The sequence below is a fragment of the Aliarcobacter faecis genome (assembly GCF_013201705.1).
Taxonomy (GTDB): Bacteria; Campylobacterota; Campylobacteria; order Campylobacterales; family Arcobacteraceae; genus Aliarcobacter; species Aliarcobacter faecis.
Genome location: NZ_CP053837.1, coordinates 745426 through 765081 on the forward strand (window position 1 = coordinate 745426; position 19656 = coordinate 765081).

The window sequence follows — 19656 nt, forward strand, 5'->3', positions numbered from 1 at the left end:
CTAGTTTTTCAATAAATTTTCTAAATTATACTTTGTTTTATATTTAATTGTGTAAAAAATTACTTCATCAAAACTGTTTTTACTTAAACCTATAAAATCATTAAGAGCTATTTTTAGCTCATTCTCTTCTACTTTTTCAAATCTTAAAACATCATCTTTATAAATATATTTTCCTTTGAAATAGTGGCTATTTAATACTTTATATTTATTATTTTCTAGCTTTTCAAAGTTTTCATTAAAAAAATCATTTTCTTCAACATTTTCAAATAGATTTATAGCCTTTTTATCTCTAAATTGTACGGCTTGAGAATAAAGAGGAAGAGCTAATTTTAATTTTAGTGGGTATTTATCAAAGTTATAGTGATATTTTTTTGCACTTTCATTGTCTAAAATATAATTTTTTGTTTTAAAATCACCTAATGATGACATATTGTAGTACATTAAAACTCCATAATCAACTGGGGGAACACCTGTCTTTTCAAAATATTTTATTTGATGAAGCCTTATTGTAGCACTGATTGTTTTATTTAGACTATTTTTTAGCTCTTTTAAAAATAAAAAGAAGTTATTTTTTGTACTATTACTCCAATCACAATCTATTTGAAGTTCATTAAAAGTAAAATTTAAACTTTTTAAAAGCTCTAAAATTTTACTATTTAACTCTTCATAATCAATGTTTTGCATAGTTTTATTTGTGATATATATTACTGGAACAAAATCTTTTGGTGGTTTTTCTATAAAGTTTGTTTTTATTATTTCTAATTTATTTGAGTATTTTATATCTAGAATTTTTATATATAGTTTTTCATTCTCAATTTTTTCTTTGTAGCTATTTTCCCAAAAATAGTATGAAAAAAAGAGTTCTCTATTTTTACTAGAATTTGAAGAATTAAATATAGAAAAAACTATAAAGGCTATAAAAATAGATAGTATAAAAAATATTATATAAATAAAAGATTTTTTCATAATTTACTCCAAACTAGCTAGTGCTATTGCTTTTTTTACTCTTGTACTTGCAACATAAAAAATATTTAACTCTTCATTGATTTGATTAAAACTTAGAGATTTTTTTGTATTTAAAATATCTTTTTTGGTAATAAAATCATCGGTCATAATAACTTGCTCATACTCCATACCTTTTGCCTTATGAGTTGTTGTAAAAATAATATCTGCTTCCTCTTTTGAAGTGGTTACTAAATCTTTAATTTTTTTATTTATCTCAAAAATATTATCTCCATAGGTATTTATAAATTTTATTATATTTAAATACTCTTGATTTTTTGTCTCTTTTGCAAAAGCTTCAAGTTCATAAATAGAAGTAAAATTTTTCAGCTCTTCAACAGTTATTTTCTCATTTTTTCTATTTTTAAGATAAAAAATAGAGTAAACAGTTTGATTCATAAAAGAGTAAGATGAGTAACCACCTTCAAAATAAATTTTCTTTTTGTTGAGTATATATTTTACAATTTCAGCTATAAGAGCAAATGAAGTTCGTGAAATTACTGTAAAAGGTTTTGAAAAATCTATAAACTCAATTCCTATTTTTGTTGTAGTTTCAACTCCATTTATATTTAATGTTTTTCCACTATTTTGTTCATACATTCTATTTAATAAAATTTGTAAAGTTTTAGCATAAGAGTTCGAAAATCTAAAACTTGTTGTTAAATTGTATGAAGGTAAATCAATCTTATTTAAAGCATTTGAGGCATATCTAAAAGAGTAAATTTGTTGAAAACTATCTCCTACATAAACTCTTTTCTTAGCAAAATTTTCAACTATTGCAATCATAACATCACTTATATCTTGGGCTTCATCTATTAAAATTAAATCATAATCTATATTTTTACTCAAACTTTTATTTAAAAAATACATCTTTAAATAAAAATCATGAGTTGCTTCTAAATGACCATTTTTCATTGCACCTAAAACTGCTTTTAGATGAATTAAGAGTTGTTTTTTCTCTTTGTTTATTAGTTCTAAATATTGTGCTTCAAAATCACTTTGTTTTATAAAACTATCAATTAATTTTTCATCAAGAGCAACTAAACTAGAGTTACAATAAAAGTTTATAAAATCTTTTAATACTGCTAGATATAAATTTGAAGCATAAAATGTTTTTTGGTTATTATCAAGTTCATAGTAACTTAAAAATCTATCCAAAATATGTGCTTTTAGCTCATTTGTTAAGTTGTAATTGTATGCTCTTGTTTTATTATATGCTAAAGAGTGAATTGTGCTTGTATGAAGATTTGAAAGTTTAAAAGTTTTTAATTTATCTAAAATTGATACTTGCAAAGATTTATTATATGCAAGATAGAGTATCTTTAAGTGTGGATTTTTTTGTGCATAAAGAAGTAGAGTTGTTGTTTTTCCACTTCCTGCTACGGCATTTATCTTAAATGACTCTAAAGAGCTATTTACAATACTTTTCTGCTCTTGTGTTAAAATCATTTAAGCAAATACTCTTTTGTTTTCAAGTTTTTTAATATCACTAAAATTGTCTAAATAATCTAAATAACAAACTAGATATTTTCTACTTAAATCAAACTTTTGTTTGAAGTTAGAAATTTCTATAAAACCATCTTCTTTTATAATCTCTCTCATAGCTTTTATTATTTTATTTAGACTTTGGCTATGTATAAAAAGGTTGTGTTGAAGCCTTATAACATCTTTTTTTGCTGTAAGAGATTTTAAAATATTATCTCCTAGTTTTCTATCAATATCAAGCTCATCATAGATATTATATGGGGCTGTTGGAGTGATATCTTCAAGTTTCAGTCTTTCTAAAAAGATGTTTTCTAACTCTTTTGTAATATCTTCTTTAATATTTGCACTTTTATATAGTTGAGATTCTTTTACTAAAAAGTTCTCATTTACTAAATCATCTAAAACACTATTTATAAACTCAATACTAGCCCAAGGAAGCCTTAAATTTATAGATGAGCTTGAAAGTAGGGCATAAGAGTTTTTATTGTAGATATTTTCTATAAATTTTTTTATCTCATTTTTTGTTGAACTAGGATAGACAACTAGCTCTTTTTTATCTATAAAAACATCATCTAAAGAGTCTGCAAACTCTAAAGACTCTTCGTGAGAAAGAGCAAATCTTTGAGTTGAAGAGATTACTCCTAGTCCTCTTTTGTGAGCTTCTAAAAGGATTTTGAAACTAGATTTAAAATCTTTTTTATTTAAATTTAGAAGTAACTCTTTTTTTTGATTTTTATTCATAGGGTCATAGATTGGATTTAGTACAATTCCACCACAAATAGTATCATTTGAGCTTCGTAAAATTAACTTCTCTCCAAAAATTGAGTATAGTTTTTCATCTGCTTTTATTGTAGCAAAACCATTTTCAAGGCTTGTTAGAGAGTCAAAAAGTAAAACTTTTACATCAAGCTTTTTTGAACCAATAAATAGTGTATAAGTTTGATTGTGATTTAACTTCTTATCTTTTAAACATTTAAAAGAGATATCAATAGTGTCAAAACCTCTCAAAAAACCTTTTTTTGTGATGATATCTCCTCTTTGTAAAGAGTTTACATCTATTTGTGCAAGATTTAATGCAGCTCTATTTGAGATATTTGCTTTAAGGACATTTTGATTATGAACTTGAATATTTTTTATTTTTGTCTCTTTTTGTAAGTGTGGTAAAAAAACTTTCTCTTCTAGTTCAATCTTTTTTCCTAAAACTGTTCCAGTAACCACTGTTCCAATACCTTTTACACTAAAAACTCTATCTATATAAAATCTAAAGAAGTTTTCTTCCTCTTTTGTACTACTATTTATTGAAAATAGGGCATTTTTTAACTCTTGTATAGATTTTTCATCAAAAATAGATATCGCTTTTACAAATTTTATATTAAATGAAAAGTTACTTAAAAACTCTAAAATTTTATTTTGTTGAATGGATAAAGTTTGCTCATCTACTAAATCTTTTTTTGAGATAATTAAAATAAGATTTTTTATCCCTAAAAGTTCTAAAATTTCGATATGTTCGATAGTTTGTGGCATAAGTGATTCTTTTGCACTTACAACTAACATTACATAATCAAAACCAAAAGCTCCCGCAATCATATTTTTTATGAGTTTTTCATGTCCTGGAACATCAATAAAAGCTATATTTCTCTCTGCTCTTGATAGGTTTGAGAAGCTTAAATCAATAGTTATTCCTCTTTGTTTTTCTTCGTTTGTACTATCTCCTTCAAAACCATTTAATGCTCTTATTAGTGCAGTTTTTCCATGGTCGATATGTCCAGCTGTTCCAATTATAATATTAGACATTTTTAAACTCTTTTTTTAAAATCTCTTCAATTTGTATTATCTCATCCTCTTTTATAGTTCTAAAATCAAGTAATACTTTGTCATTTTCGATTCTACTTATGATTAGATTTTTTCTTAAAATTTCTTCTATTTTATTTGCTTTTAAATCTTTAAACTCTAAACTCAAAGCTATTGATGGGATTTTTTTGTTTGGAGTTGTACCACCACCTACCATTGTAGAAGTTTTTAAAACTTCACAATTCATAAAATCTTCTATTTTCTCTTTTAAAATATTTGCACGAGTTTCCAAAACTTCTATTTTCGTGTTTAGCATTTTAAGAGTAGGAATAGTGTCAAGCTCATTTTTTAAGTATAAATTTAAACTTTCTTCTAAAAGTGCAAGTGTGATTTTATCTACTCTTAACATTCTTAAAAGTTGATTTTTCTTTAATTTTTCTATTAACTCTTTTTTACCTAAAATTATTCCAGCTTGAACACTTCCTAAAAGTTTATCTCCTGAAAAACTAATCAAACTAGGATTACTTTTCATAAGTTCTAAAATAGATGGTTCATCTTTACTTAAATTGTAAGGTAAATCAAAAATATGTCCACTTCCCATATCAAAATAGTCTATTAAATTATGTTTTTTAGCCATTTCTGAAATCTCTTCAAAGCTTACTTCACTTGAAAAACCTTCAATAGAGTAGTTCGATTTGTGAACTTTCATAAGCATTGAACTATTTTCATCTATTGCATTTTCATAATCTCTTAAGTGAGTTTTGTTTGTAGTTCCAATCTCTTTTAGTATTGCTCCACTTTGGCTCATAACTTCTGGAACTCTAAAACTACCACCAATTTCAACTAACTCTCCCCTGCTTACAACTACTTCTTTATTTTTACAAAAGGTATTTAAAATCAAAAAAACAGCACTTGCATTGTTATTTACAACTAAAGCATCTTCACAAGAAGTTAGGGCTTTTAGAGATTTTGTGATATGTTCATATCTTTCTCCTCTTTTGCCTTTTTTTAAATCATACTCCAGATTGTTGTAAGAAGTTGCTATTCTTATTGCATTTTTAAATATCTTTTCATCTAGTAAACTTCTTCCTAAATTTGTGTGAACTATTATTCCAGTTGCATTTATAAGTGGTTTTAGTGATGATGAAGTAAGATTTGTATAAGAGTTTAAAATTTCCAAGATTAATAAATCTTCATCAACCTTATCTATTTTATTATTTAAAATATCAGCTCTTAGTTTTTCTAAAATCTCTTTTGTAATTTTTGTTATCAAAGTTTTTGATAATCCTTCAAAAGCCTTGTTTGTGATAAACTTATCAACCTTTGGAATGGATTTAAGTAACATAATTTTTACCTTTAATAGTTATTTAAAGGTAACTATTATACTATTTTAACCTTTATGGAAGGTTTGTGTATCTGGTGAGCACCACAGGCTTCAACCCTGATTGACGGTTTTTGTGTAAACACCGTGAGAGGTTCGATTCCTCTACCTTCTCGCCATAAAACTACATATGTGTAGTTAATATAACAACTTAATTTTATAGTCATTTTTAATATAAACCTTTTTACATTTGAATCCTGTAACCTTTTTGTTACCAACTTATGATAGAATTTTCTTATGAAAGAAAAAGTATATGTTTTAGACACAAATATTATCTTACAAAATCTTCAAAATATCAGACAATAAAACTAATCATATTGTTATACCTGAGACTGTACTTCTTGAATTAGAGGATAAAAAGAAGTTAGTTAATGAATTAGGTTATTATTCACGAGAGTTTGCAAGATTACTAGCAAAGATGAAAATAAGAGAAGTTGATTATAAAACTGGATTTAAAGTTGTAAAACTTTATAATGAAGATCTAAATCTTAACATTATCTCAAAAGACAAATATGATACACAAATAGAGCAAATTCATATTTCTGAATCAAATGATAAAAGAATTATTGAAGTTGCATCAATTGCACAAGATTATTATAAGGGTTGTCAAACTATTTTTTTATCATTAGATGTTTATGCTAGAACATTTGCCTTATTCAAAGGGATAAAAACAGAGACTTTATATGAAGATAAGTCGATTATTCCAAGTTTTAATTTTGTGAAAAGCCTAAAAATTGACTCTTCAATATTTAATAGTTTAGAAAATAAAGATATAACTTTAATAGATGATAATTATGAATTAGAAAATTTTTCGTATTCATTTGAAAGCGATGATGGTAATGTTGAGTATTCAATAATAGCAAATCGTAAAATTCATATTTTAAAAGAGAATGATTTTAAAGCTTTAAATATAAAACCAGTAAATATAAAACAAAAACTTTTTACAAAAGCTATTTTATCAAATATGTTTGATTTACTCGTAATTGATGCAAAAGCAGGAAGTGGAAAGACTTTGATGTCAATAGTAAGTGCTATGAGATTAATTGATTTAGGATTATATGACAAAATTGTATATGTAAGAAATTCTATTGAATCCCTTGATAAAGGTGCTGAGGTTGGATTTTTAGCTGGAAATGAAGAGAAATTTAGAATTTATAATATGGCTTTATATGATACTTTAGAGTTTATTGCAAAAAAACATTTAAAAAAGAGTGAAAATAGGGAAAAACAAGAGTCTATAACTTCAAAAATAGAAGAGTTGAAATCAAAATATTATATTGAGACACTATGGCCTGGAGAGGCACGAGGGCGAACTTTGGGTGGTTCAATAGTAATTATGGATGAATGGCAAAATAGTAGTGAGAAGACAACTCAATTAATACTTTCACGATTAGATGAAAGTTGTATGGCTATTATTATTGGTTCAAATAGACAAATAGATAATTTATATTTAAATAAATATAATAATGGATTAACAAGTCTTTTAAAACAGACTTCAAATGCTCATCCTGAACTTAAAATGTTTGCAATAGAACTTGAGAAAGCTGTTCGTGGTAAATTTGCAGAGTTTACAGAGAGAATTTTTGAAAATAAAACACAATAATTTAAATTAAAAAGGATTAAAAATACAAAATAGATTAATAAACGATACTATTTATAATCATATAGAATATACAAAACTTGAAGATAAAATACTCCAAACAAAGATTGTAAATAGGCTTCAATTCATTACTCAAAATGCCTTAGCATATTTTTCTTATCCATCAATTACAACTAAAAGATTTATTCATAGTTTAGGAACTATGCATTTAAGTGCATTTTTATTTAAGAATGCACTTTTAAATGCTGATAGAAAAACAAAAAATAGTTTTTTATTAATATTAAAAAGAGTTATTTTACAAGTGATTAAAGAAGAAAATTTAAAAATAAATATAAATGAAATAGAATATTTTGATAATAAAGCACTTTTTCAGTTTACAATTCCCACAAAATCAAAATCTCAACGAGCAACTTATATTATTTTTTTACAAACTATACGAATAGTTGCTTTACTTCATGATGTTGGGCATCTTCCTTTTTCTCATCAAGTAGAGTATGCTTTAAAAAAGGTTTACAATAAAATAAAACAAAAAGAGAAAAATCAAGATAAACTTTATGAAAAAGAGATTAGATTTAAAGAGAATTATGAAGATATTACAAATCATGGGAAAGAGGTTTTACATGAAGCTATTGGAGAAAATCTTTTAAAACTACTTTTTGATTATGAACTAGATGAATTGGTTACAAAAGAACAAGAAAAAGAGTATTTAAAACTAATAAAAAAGCTATCTATTCTAATTCTAGAGGAACAGACTTTTGAAGGTTTTGATTTTAAAGTTTTACATAATTTTATAGATAGTACAGTTGATGCTGATAGATTAGATTATATAAATAGAGATATGTTAGCAAGTGGTTATATAACGGGACCAAATGACCATATAAGAATTACAAAACAAGCTGTTTTGGTAGAAAAAGAGAGTAATTTTTATTTGAGTTTTTATGATATGAGTTTAATTGACATTGAACATATGCTTGAAATGAGATTTAATCTTTATAAAAAAGTTATTTTTAATCATGGAATTGCAAAAACAGATACTTTACTTGAAACTGTTGTTCAGTATCTAGCTAGTAAATATTTTGAAGATGAAGAAAATGAAGAAAAATTATCAAATTCTATCTCTATGCTTTGGAATTTTAAAAATTTAAATAGACAAAAAGAGCTTGATACAATATCAATGCTTGATGAAAATTGGTTAATATCACTTTTTAAAAATAGATATTTTGATATAAAAAATAAAGATATTTTGTCAAAAGAAGATATGAAATATATGTACTGTTTTGAAGAGGTATTATTTGGTAGAAGGAGATTTAAAAGTCCTTGGAAAAATTTAAATGAATTCTATAAAGTTCTTGATTTTACAACAGTTGAGAGATATAAATTTAGAGAGAGTTTTGGCTTTATTACAGCAAACAGGTTAAATAGTCTCCAAATTGCATTAGATGATTTTATAAAAAAATATGAAAATGAAGAACTCTTTTTTGAATATCAAATAGTATCTTTTAGTTTAGGTATTTCAAAAGATTTTTATTTATTTGATGGTGAAGAGTTAATAAACATAGATGAAATTTCAACTTTAAGAAAAAGATTAAAACACTCTATGCGAAATACTGTCCCTTTTTATATATATTCAAATAAAAAGATTTTATCTGCTGAAATGAAGATAGATTTAAAATCAATGCTATTTAATATATTTTAGAAATAATTAATAAAATCATTTAAAGGATTGTTATAAAGCTATTTTGTATAATAGTAAAATATATTTTTAAAGGATTATTTTGAGAGATTTTATATCAAAGTTAGCTTTGTTTTTTACTCCTATTTTATCTTCAAAGCTTGAAGAGGGGATTAAAGCATATGAGGAGTTCGATTATATAAAAGCTTTCAAAATTCTTGAAAAATTTGCAAATAAAAACAAAGAAGCACAGTACTATTTAGGGAAAATGTATGAGAAAGCTGATTTTGTTGATAAAGATATAAATAAAGCTATTTTTTACTATGAAGAAGCAGCCAAAAAAAATCATGCAGATGCAGCTTTTGCATTAGCTATGATTTATCATCGAGGAAAAGGTGTAGAAAAAGATGATGAAATAGCAAAAGATTATATTGATTTAGCAATTATAAATGGAAATCTTGAAGCCAAAAATATGTTAAATCTGTTTGAAGAGAATCAAATAGAACTTACATTAAAAGATGGGATAGAACTTTTCCAAAAAGGGGATTTTTTACAAGCTTTAGATATTTTTAAAGTAATAGCCAAAAAAAATAATACTGATGCACTATTTTATATTGGATATATTTGTGAATATTTTGATTTTGAAGGAAAACCTGATAATATTGAGCCTTTTGAACTATTTTTGATTTCAGCAAATGCAGGAAATAAAAATGCACAATATGAAATGGGATTACAAGAGTATTATAAAGATAACTACAAAGAAGCCGTTCTATGGTATGAAAAAGCCGCAAATCAAGGTTTAAAAGAGGCTCAAAAAAATCTATCAACTATGTATGAGTTAGGATATGGTGTTGAAAAAGATTTGAAAATTGCCAAATTTTGGATGAGTGAATATTTAAATAACGATAAAGAGGGTATATGAAAAAAATAGTTTTATTTTTTATGTTGGTTTTGAGTTTAAATGCCAAAAATTTTGATGATGCTTTAAAAGCTTTGGAAAAAGAGGATTATAAAACAGCTTTTACTATTTTAAAATCTTTAGAAAAAAAGCAAGATAAAAATGTTTTATTTGAGTTAGCAAGACTTTATGATTATGGTTGTTGGGCTAGGCAAAATATCAGTGAAGCTGTAAAGTATTATAAAAAAGCTGCTGCTTTAGGGCATACTGAAGCAAAATATAATTTAGGTCTCATTTACTATTTAGGTGAAGATAATATAAAAGATACAAATGATGGTGGAAAACCTACAAGTTGTAGTAAATATATGGATGAAAAAGATGATATAAAACCTAGTTTAGTTCTTGTAAAAGAGGATTATAAAGAGGCTTTAAGTTGGTTTTCAAAGGCAAGTAAAGAGGGATTTAGTGAAGCAAAATACTCTATAGAACTAATCTGTGATACAAAACCAGAGGTTTGTAAGCAAAACTAAAAGTTTTGCTTAATAGCTACTTTTTACATATAATAAAAATATCAAAATTTAAAATCACCATAAAATCGCACTTTTAATACAAATTTCAAAATTTCTTATAAAAACATATCCATTTTTTTAATTTAAATTGTCTTACTATTTAGAGAAAGTAATTCTCATAATTAATCATAGGAAAAGGACAATATGAAAATCAACTTACAAATTGCTCTAAGTTTAGCTTTATCTTTGAGTTTATATGGACAAGATAGTTTTAACTTAGAAAAACAAAACTTAGAAGATGCTATAAAACAAATAGCAAGTAAATCAAATATGCCATATTTAGTAGATGGAAATCTTCTAAAAGGTAAAACTTCTCCAAAAATAGAGAATATTGAAGGTGTAAAAAATGCACTTGATAAAGTTTTAGAGAATACAGGTCTTGAAGCAACAATTGAAAATCAGACAATTATCATAAAAAAGTTATCTTCTATAAAAGTTTTAGGTAATGAAACTTATGTTTTAGATGATGTTTCTGTAAATAGTTCAAATGGTAAAAATGGAAGTGCCCAGAGTGGATATTTAGTAGAAGATATAACTGGTGTTGGGCTTTGGGGACAAAGAAGCCTACAAGACACTCCATACTCTATGACTGTAATCACAAAAGATTTAATTGAAAATGTACAAGCCAATGATATGGCACAAATCTTTAAAATGAATCCAATTACACAAGATGGTGGAGACCAATTTGTAGGAAACTATTATACAGTTATTCGTGGATTTGGCTCAAACAATGCTATTATAAATGGTATGCCTTTAGCAGATTGGTATAGTTTTACAACTATGGAAGATTTAGAAAGAATTGAAACAATTAGTGGAGCAACAGGTTTTTTATATGGTGGTGGAAGAGTTGGAGGAGCAGTTAATTATGTGATGAAAAAACCAACTTTAGAAGATAAAAGAAGTCTTACTTTTGGAAATTATGGTGGAGAACAATACTATACTCATATTGATTTAAGTGGGCAAATAGATGAAAAGAAAGTTTTTGGATATAGAATCAATGCTTTATATCAAGATGGTGATAGTGTAGCAGATGTTGGAAAAGAGCAAAAATTTGTTAGCTTAGCCTTTGACTATAAACCAACTGATAACTTTACTTTAGATTTAAATTATGCTCATAGAGAGTTAGAAAGAACTAATCAAAAATATTTTATATATTTAAACTCAGGAGCAGAGCGTTCAACTATAGATACAAGTAAAAACTATTCTCCCGAATATACTAAAGGGAAAGAAGATAATGATAGAATAACTACAAATTTAAAATTAGATATAAACGATATTTTTACTCTTAGAAGTTCATTTTTATATGAAAAAGCTATTCAAGGAAGTAATGTAGGACCTTTGGCATATAAAAGAACTGATGGTTTATATGATGTAGATTTATATCAATACAATCCTGAAAGACAAAAAATGGAAAATTATTCAGGAAATATCTATTTAGATAGTAAATTTGAAACTTTAGGAGTAAATCATCTTTTAACTACTGGTTATTCAGCAAATAAATATTTATATTCAAGAACAGTTGATTGGTATGTATTAAATGATACATTAACTGGTGTAACATTGGATGAAGTAAAAAATAATGCTTCTTATATTCCTGGAACCTTTACAAATAATGAAAGAAAACCATATATTGGAACACAATATAAAAATATTTTAATAGGTGATGATATAGTATTTAATGACCAATGGAGTGCTTTAGTTGGATTTAATTATGCTACGGTAATAAGTACAAGTTATAACAATGGAGTAAAAAGTTCAGAATATGATAAATCTGAACTAACACCAACTTTATCTTTGATGTATAAACCATTTGATGATTTAACAACTTATGTAACTTATATAGAAAGTTTAGAACAAGGAACTATTGTAGGAAATACTTATTCAAATGCTGGTGAAATTTTATCACCTTTAGTAAGTAAACAGTATGAAACGGGAGCAAAATATAATTTATTAGATAATAAATTATTATTAACAAGTGCCTTATTTAGAATAGAAAAAGCAAATCAATACTCAGATAATGCCACTCCAATGCCAAAATATGTTCAAGATGGAGAGCAAGTTCATCAAGGTTTTGAACTTACTCTTACAGGAAAAGTTACAGATAATCTAACTTTATTTGGTGGAGGAACTTTGATGGATATAGAAGTTGCAAAATCAAATAATAAAGCACTTGAAGGAAAAAAACCAATAAATGCAGCAACTAAAATGGCAAAACTTTATGCAGAGTATAATATTCCTATGATTCAAGGCTTAACTGTAACGGGAGGAGCATATTATACTGGTGAAAAATATGGAAATACAACAAATACAGATAAAATCCCAAGTTATACCTTATATGATGCAGGTTTAAGATATAAAACTAAGTTAGATAAATATCCAACTACATTTTTATTAAATGTATCAAATCTAACTGGAAAAGATTATTGGGCTAGTAGTTCAATGTTAGGAGACCCAAGAAGTGTTGCATTTTCTATGAAAATGGAGTTTTAATATAAAATATAAAGAGATTTTTCTCTCTTTATATTTCTAATTTAGCTAAATTTTTCCACTTTTCATAGCTTCACAAAGTTTTCTAGCTCTAATTTTTACTTGTTTATACCAATTACTTTGTTCCATATTTTTGGAAGCTTCTACATAATTTCCATCATTTATTAATTTAAGAGTATTTTTAAAGCTAAGTAGCCCTTTTATTCCCATATTGTAAGCCATATCTATTAAAATAGCTTGTCTTACATCATCTAGTTTATCAAAAAATTGTAACTCTTTTGATAAAGAATTTTTAACTCTTTCAAGCTCTTTTTTTAACCAAGTTTTAGCTATTTCTTCACTTAGTTGATAGCTTGTTTTTGAAGTACTAGTAGTTGCACCGATACTTTTTAACTCATCTTGAGTTAAAGGATTTACTTCTATATTTCTTCCATATCCTATGGTATCAAATCCCTCAGGGGATTTATAAACTGTTTTATTAAAACCTTCACTTTGCATAGTAAAAGGTAGTACAATTTCTATTACTGACATATTTTCTATCCACCTTCTTTATTTTATTGAATAATACAATAACTAACTGATTGTGTAGGTAAAATATAACAACAACCAATTGATTGGATGTAAGTATTTATACCAACTTAAATTTAAAAACTTTGAACTATTTTTATTCTTTTTTAATCCACAATGATAGGTTTTTCACCTCTAGGAATTACTTCTCCTATGATACTTGCATATCCAAGACTATACTCTTCTAGTTCTTTTACAAACTCTTTAGCATCATCTTTGTTCATAGCTATTAAAAGTCCACCAGAAGTTTGTGCATCACAAAGTATTGTTCTTAAAGTTTGATCTACACTATCTTTAAACGAAACTTTATCTTCTACAAATTTTGCATTTCTTTTTGTTCCACCTGGTAGTACATCATTTTGACAAAGTTCAAAAGCCTCTTTTATAAAAGGAACATTAGAAGCTTGAATTTTAAAGCTAATATTCTCATTTGTACACTCAAAAGAGTGTCCTAAAAGCCCAAAACCTGTTATATCTGTACAAGAATTAACACGATATTTTTTCATAATTTTTGAAGGTAAATAGTTTAAAGTGGACATAATTCCTGCACAATGTTTGATTAAATCAAGTTCTATTAAATCTCTTTTAATAGCTGTTGTCATAATACCCATACCTATTGGTTTTGTAAGCACTAAAACATCACCAGCAATTGCTCCATTGTTTCTTTTTATATCTTTTGGATTTATAACTCCTGTTACACTAACTCCATAGAACATCTCAGGCGATTGAATAGTATGTCCACCAATTAATGCTCCACCACACTCTCTTATTTTATCATTTCCACCTCTTAAAATCTCTACTAAAGCCTCTTTTGGAACATTTTTGCTATCAAATCCAACAATATTTAATGCAGTTTTAACCTCTCCACCCATAGCAAAAACATCACTTAAAGCATTTGCAGCTGCTATTTGTCCATAAACATATGGGTCATCAACCACAGGAGTTATAAAATCTAATGTTTGAACTAGTGCTAAATTTTCATCTATTTGAAAAACTCCTGCATCATCACTTGTATCAAAACCTACTAAAACTTTAACATCTTTATAACTTAAGTTACAAAGAGTTTGTTTTAACTCTCCTGGTCCCATTTTTGCTGCACAACCAGCAGCTTGAACAAATTTTGTTAGTTTGTATTCATTATTCATTTGTAACTCTCTTTTTTTATAAATTGAAAACATTATACTTAAGCAATTTTAAAAATTTAGTTAAATTAAAGTAAAAAATATTTTACTATTTAAGGTGCAGTTTATAAAAGATTTACTATTATGAAACCCTAATTAGTTCATAGAGCATAGGTTATGCTTTGACATAAAGAGAGCTTTCTCCTCTACTTTATCTCTTGATAGAACAAAAAACTATAAGAGTTATATTATGAAAAGAAGAACATTTTTACAAACTACAGCAGCACTCTCTAGTGCTATAGTTTTATCTCCAAATTTTGTTTTTGCAAATGAAGAGAAAAATCCATTTGGAATTACAAAAACTCCAAGAAAATTTCAAGTAACAAATAGTTATAACTTTGAACAAGGCAATGAAGCAACACAACTTTGGGTACCACTTCCAAAAGATGAGGTATATCATAAAGTTGTAAATTTTGATTATAAAGGAAACTTTACAGAGGCAAAAGTAGTGAAAAATCCTTATGACACAAGGGTTTTATATGTAAGATGGGATAAAGATGTAAAACAACCAACTTTGGATATAGATTTTGCAGTTATTATGCAAGAGAGAACTACTGATTTTTCTAAAGCTACATCAAATACAAATTATCCATCTGATGTAGAAGTTTATTTAAAAGGAACAGAGCATATTCCTGTAACTCCTAAACTTACAAAGTATGTAAATGAGATTACAAAAAATGCTACTACACCACTTGAAAAAGCAAAAGCTATTTATAATTGGACAACTACAACTATGTATAGAGATGAAAGTGTTGTTGGTTGCGGAATTGGTGATGCACAAAAATCTATTGAAGAGAAAATATATGGTGGAAAATGTACAGATATAAGTTCTGTTTTTGTTTGTCTGCTTAGAAATGCAAAAATTCCTGCACGAGAGACTTTTGGAATTAGAGTAGGGCAATCAAAAATCTCAAATGCTTGTGGAAAAGCAGATGAAAAAGGTTTTGCAAATATTACAGGAGCTCAACATTGTCGAGCAGAGTTTTATATAGACGGAATTGGTTGGGTTCCTTGTGATCCTGCTGATGTTCTTAAAGTAAAGCTTGCTGAAAAATTAGCAAATGATGATAAAAAACTTCAAGAGGTAAAAAACTATTTCTTTGGTTCATGGGAGATGAATTGGGCTGCGTTTAATAGTGCAAGAGATTTTATCTTAGAGCCAAAACCTACACAATATCCTTTAAATATGTTGGGTTATCCTTATGCTGAAGTTGGTGAAGATGCAAAAGATTACTACAATCCTAAAACTTTCTCTTATAGTTATACAGCTCAAGAGATTTTATGAAACAAAGTAATTTTGCGATAATTGGTGCAGTTTTTACTGCGCTATTATCAACTTTGTGTTGTTTACCTGCATTTCTTTTTCTATTTTTTGGTATTTCAAGTGGAGTTCTTAGTTTTTTTACAACTTTAGAGTTTACAAGAGTTCCACTTTTACTTTTGACAATTTTTTTTCTTGTTTTTGCAATTTTTAATTTTAAAAGGAAAATCTCTTGCAAATATAGTAAAAAAGAGAAGATAAAAAACTATTTACTATTTTCTTTGTTTTTTATTTTTATACTGCTTTTGCTTTTTTATCCTGAGATAATCCCACTATTTATGGAGTAGTTTATGAAAATATTTTTCATTCTTTTTATGTTTTTTAATTTTGCTTTTTCTTCAAATATTTCAGTTTTTAAAGTTGAGGGTATGCACTGTCCACTTTGTACAACAGCCATAAAACAAGCTATTAGTAAAGTTGAAGGTATTGAAAAAGTGAGTGCTAGATTAAATACAAAAGAGGTAACAGTTATTTATGATGAAAAGGTAAAAATAGAAGATATTTTAAATGCTATAAAAACAACTTCGTATGAAGGAGTAGAATTAACTACTTCTAAATATAAGGAGTGAATACTCTTTTTATATATAAAATTTAACAAATTTTCCTAAACTAAACTTTTATTATATTTATAAATTTCTACTTTAAAAATATATCTTACTTGAATTGACTCATATGTATAAAGCCTTTTTATTTTTGATATTCAATTTTTATTAAAAAGATAAAAAATATTATGCGACTAAGTTGCATAAAAGTTAATTATTATTAGAATTGCAAAGTTTAATGCAACTAAGTTGCAAATATATCTATAAAAAGGAAAAACATGAGGATAAAACTAGCAATTTCACTTGCTACAATACTTTTTACAGGAGGAATAAATCTACTAAATGCAAATGAAACAATAAAACTTGAAGAGATAAAAGTTGAAGAAGATTCAATATTTTCTTTATCTAATGAAAACTATTATCAAACATTATCTTTTAGTGGTACTAAAATGGATACTCCTATTAAAGAGACTGCTCAATCTATTCAAATTATTACAAAAGATACTTTAGAGGATATTGGTGCAGTAAAAATGGATAATGTACTTGATTATGTAAGTGGTGTTGATAGACAAAATAATTTTGGTGGAACATGGGACAATTTTTCTATTAGAGGTTTTTTTGGGAATGATAACAATGGAATGAGTATGTTAAAAAATGGATTTGCTGATAATAGAGGTTATAATGCCCCTAGAGATAGTGCAATAATAGAAAATATAGAGTTTTTAAAAGGTCCATCAGGCTCTTTATATGGAAATAGTGAGCCTGGTGGAACTATAAATATTGTTACAAAACAACCAAAATTTAAACCACAACACAGTGTAAAACTAACATCTGGGAGTTATGATTTTTATAGAACATCTTTAGATACAACAGCACCAATTAGTGAAAATATTGCTTATAGATTAAATGTAGTAGCTGAAAAAAAAGGTAATTTCAGAGAGTATGTTGAGAGTAAAAGATATGTTGTTGTACCTGCTTTAACTTGGCTTTTAAGTGATAATACATCAATTTCATATAATGCAGATTTTGTTAGACAAGAACAACCTTTAGATAGAGGAATAGTTGCTATTAATGGAGATTTGAAAGCTATAAAAAAAGATGTTTATATTGGAAATCCAAATGATGGTGATATTGTTTTAAAAAACTATACAAATCAAATAAAGCTAGAACACTATTTTAATGATGATTGGGTTAGTAGAAGTGGAATAGCTTATAAAGATAATAGTTTTAAAGGATATGGTTCAGAGATAATTCCATCAACTTATGTTACGACAGATAGTGTAAATCTTAGAACAAGATATAGAGATTATAGTTCAGATGATATTCAATTTCAAAGTGATATTAAAGGGGAATTTGATGTAGGAAGTGCAAAAAATACTCTTTTGTTCGGAGTTGAAGCATATAGAGTTAAATTAAATTCTCTTTTATACAATAATTCTAATGCAATAAGAGTTGATAATATACAATCAAATCCAACTTATACTATTTTAAAAACTGGTTTAGGAACTTTAAATACAAATAGATATGAAAAACAAAATGGTACAGCACTATTTGTGCAAGATGAGTTAGCTATTGGGGATTTTAGGTTTTTTGCAGGTCTAAGATATGATAAAGTTGATATGAAAACTGTAGATTATAAAACATCTAAAACTACAAAACAAGATGATGATGCTATTTTACCAAGAGTTGGAATTACATATTTAATAAACCAAGAATGGTCTATTTATACAACAAGTGGAACATCTTTTAGACCAAATAGTGGTTTAGATAGAAATGGAAATAGTTTTGACCCTGAAGAGGGACTATCTTTTGAAGCAGGATTGAAATATGAAGCAGAAGATAAAAGATATGGAGCTACACTATCTGCTTATCAAATAACAAAAAAGAATGTTTTAACAAAAGATTTATTAGATGATACCTTTAATGTAGCTTCTGGAGAGGTTGAAAGTAAGGGAATAGAGTTTGATATAAATGGAAAAATAACAGATAATTTTAAGCTTAATGCAAACTATTCATATATAAATACAGAGATTACAAAAGATAATCAAGGTTTACAAGGAAAAGAGCTTAGAAATATTCCAAAACATAGTGCTACTCTTTTAGCTATGTATGAAGAGAATATATTTCAAAATAGCTCTTATGGTTTAGGTGGAAGTATCTCTTATATAGGAAGTAAACAAGGTAATGATACAAATAGTTTTAAACTGCCAAGTTATACGAAAGTTGGGTTAATATCTTACTATAAATATAAAAAAGATTTGACTTTTCAATTAAATGTTGAAAATGTTTTGGATAAGGAGTATATAGAGAGTAGTTATGATTACTCTTGGCTAAATCCAGGTAATCCAAGAAGTTTTATGCTTAGTATGAATTATAAATTTTAAAAATAAAGGATAAAAAATGATTAAAAAAATAGCATTAGTAGTACTATCTAGCACAGTTTTAACAATTCAAAGCTTAGCTCATGATTTCTGGGTTGATGGTTATAATAGTTCAGTATTTAAAGGGTATTTAGGATATGCACATTATTTTTTTGTTCCTGAAAAAATAGCAAAAGATAGAGTTTATATTTTTGAACCACTTGTTATTGTAGATAAAGATTTAAAAAGTACAACTTTGATAAATGAGGGAGAAAACTATCAATATAGCTCAAAACAAGCATTAGATGATGGAACTTATATTTTAAAAAGTTCATATAAACCTACTTTTTGGACAAAAACAAAAGATAATAAGTGGGAGATGGGAAAAACAAAAAAAGATATTCAAAATGCTCAATATTGTGAACAGACTTCAAGGTTTGCAAAAGGTATTGTAAATATAGGAGATGATAAAAATGATTTTGTTACTAAACCAATAGGACAAAATCTTGAGATTGTACCTTTAGATAATCCTTCAAACTTTAAAGTAGGAGTTCCATTTAAAGTACAAGTTTTATTAGATGGAGAACCTGCAAAAACAGTAGAAGTAAAAGGTACTTTTGAAAACTTTACGGAAGGACAATTTGCATTTTATGGAACTACTGATTCAAAAGGAGAAATTAAGATTTTACCTTTAAGAAGTGGGAAATGGATTTTATTAACTAAAGCTACTAAACCATACGAAAATGAAGATTGCGACAAAATATCTTACTCTTCAACTTTAAGTTTTCAAGTTAAATAAA

The 19656-nt window shown here is 26.6% G+C and carries 16 protein-coding genes and 1 tRNA gene; 11 read left to right on the forward strand and 6 right to left on the reverse strand.

Going from position 1 to position 19656, the window contains the following annotated elements; genetic code table 11:
- Genes AFAEC_RS03870 through selA form a run of 4 tightly spaced genes read right to left on the reverse strand, consistent with a single transcriptional unit; the run spans nt 1 to nt 5626 of the window.
- A complete protein-coding gene (locus AFAEC_RS03870; RefSeq protein WP_026805894.1) occupies nt 1-966 on the reverse strand; it encodes a hypothetical protein in 966 nt (321 codons plus the stop codon).
- Nucleotides 967-969: 3 nt separating this feature from the next.
- The gene (locus AFAEC_RS03875; RefSeq protein ID WP_026805893.1) at nt 970-2451 is read right to left on the reverse strand and encodes a UvrD-helicase domain-containing protein; all 1482 of its coding nucleotides are present in this window, start codon (nt 2449-2451) and stop codon (nt 970-972) included.
- Nucleotides 2452-4281, reverse strand: a complete 1830-nt coding sequence (gene selB, locus AFAEC_RS03880; RefSeq protein ID WP_026805892.1) for a selenocysteine-specific translation elongation factor — start codon at nt 4279-4281, stop codon at nt 2452-2454.
- Nucleotides 4274-5626, reverse strand: coding sequence for an L-seryl-tRNA(Sec) selenium transferase (gene selA / locus AFAEC_RS03885; RefSeq protein ID WP_026805891.1), 1353 nt, complete (start codon nt 5624-5626; stop codon nt 4274-4276). Before selA ends, selB begins: the two co-directional genes overlap by 8 nt.
- A 53-nt stretch (nt 5627-5679) precedes the next feature.
- On the opposite strand from selA, the gene AFAEC_RS03890 reads away from it, so the two are divergent.
- From AFAEC_RS03890 to AFAEC_RS03915, 6 genes are all read left to right on the forward strand, one after another.
- Nucleotides 5680-5778 (forward strand) — tRNA-Sec (locus AFAEC_RS03890).
- A gap of 203 nt (nt 5779-5981) precedes the next feature.
- Nucleotides 5982-7262 carry a PhoH family protein gene (locus tag AFAEC_RS03895; protein WP_257119348.1) on the forward strand — a complete coding sequence of 427 codons (1281 nt, stop codon included), beginning with the start codon at nt 5982-5984 and terminating at the stop codon, nt 7260-7262.
- A 199-nt stretch (nt 7263-7461) separates the two neighbouring features.
- The gene (locus AFAEC_RS03900) at nt 7462-8955 is read left to right on the forward strand and encodes an HD domain-containing protein (protein ID WP_225442397.1); all 1494 of its coding nucleotides are present in this window, start codon (nt 7462-7464) and stop codon (nt 8953-8955) included.
- Between the two features lie 79 nt (nt 8956-9034).
- Entirely contained in the window at nt 9035-9853 is an 819-nt protein-coding gene (locus AFAEC_RS03905) for a tetratricopeptide repeat protein (protein ID WP_026805889.1), read from the forward strand.
- Nucleotides 9850-10359: a tetratricopeptide repeat protein gene (locus tag AFAEC_RS03910; RefSeq protein WP_026805888.1), complete on the forward strand. Its 510-nt coding sequence runs from the start codon at nt 9850-9852 to the stop codon at nt 10357-10359. The genes AFAEC_RS03905 and AFAEC_RS03910 overlap by 4 nt, the downstream gene beginning before the upstream one ends.
- A gap of 183 nt (nt 10360-10542) precedes the next feature.
- On the forward strand, nt 10543-12888 hold the full coding sequence (locus AFAEC_RS03915; RefSeq protein WP_026805887.1) for a TonB-dependent siderophore receptor: 2346 nt from the start codon (nt 10543-10545) through the stop codon (nt 12886-12888).
- A 45-nt stretch (nt 12889-12933) separates the two neighbouring features.
- On the opposite strand, the gene AFAEC_RS03920 is transcribed toward AFAEC_RS03915, so the two are convergent.
- Entirely contained in the window at nt 12934-13416 is a 483-nt protein-coding gene (locus tag AFAEC_RS03920; RefSeq protein ID WP_026805886.1) for a glycoside hydrolase family protein, read from the reverse strand.
- Nucleotides 13417-13559: 143 nt separating this feature from the next.
- Nucleotides 13560-14597, reverse strand: a complete 1038-nt coding sequence (gene selD, locus AFAEC_RS03925; RefSeq protein WP_026805885.1) for a selenide, water dikinase SelD — start codon at nt 14595-14597, stop codon at nt 13560-13562.
- A 226-nt stretch (nt 14598-14823) separates the two neighbouring features.
- On the opposite strand from selD, the gene AFAEC_RS03930 reads away from it, so the two are divergent.
- The 5 genes from AFAEC_RS03930 (at nt 14824) to AFAEC_RS03950 (ending at nt 19655) form a co-directional block, all read left to right on the forward strand.
- A complete protein-coding gene (locus tag AFAEC_RS03930) occupies nt 14824-15918 on the forward strand; it encodes a transglutaminase-like domain-containing protein (protein ID WP_026805884.1) in 1095 nt (364 codons plus the stop codon).
- Complete coding sequence (locus tag AFAEC_RS03935) at nt 15915-16241, forward strand: transporter (protein WP_026805883.1); 327 nt, start codon at nt 15915-15917, stop codon at nt 16239-16241. Before AFAEC_RS03930 ends, AFAEC_RS03935 begins: the two co-directional genes overlap by 4 nt.
- A gap of 3 nt (nt 16242-16244) precedes the next feature.
- Nucleotides 16245-16523 carry a heavy-metal-associated domain-containing protein gene (locus tag AFAEC_RS03940; protein ID WP_026805882.1) on the forward strand — a complete coding sequence of 93 codons (279 nt, stop codon included), beginning with the start codon at nt 16245-16247 and terminating at the stop codon, nt 16521-16523.
- 251 nt (nt 16524-16774) lie between these two features.
- Nucleotides 16775-18880 (forward strand): TonB-dependent siderophore receptor, encoded by a 2106-nt coding sequence (locus AFAEC_RS03945; protein ID WP_026805881.1) that lies wholly within the window; start codon nt 16775-16777, stop codon nt 18878-18880.
- A 16-nt stretch (nt 18881-18896) separates the two neighbouring features.
- Nucleotides 18897-19655: a DUF4198 domain-containing protein gene (locus tag AFAEC_RS03950; RefSeq protein WP_051487559.1), complete on the forward strand. Its 759-nt coding sequence runs from the start codon at nt 18897-18899 to the stop codon at nt 19653-19655.
- Nucleotide 19656: the final 1 nt, after the last annotated feature.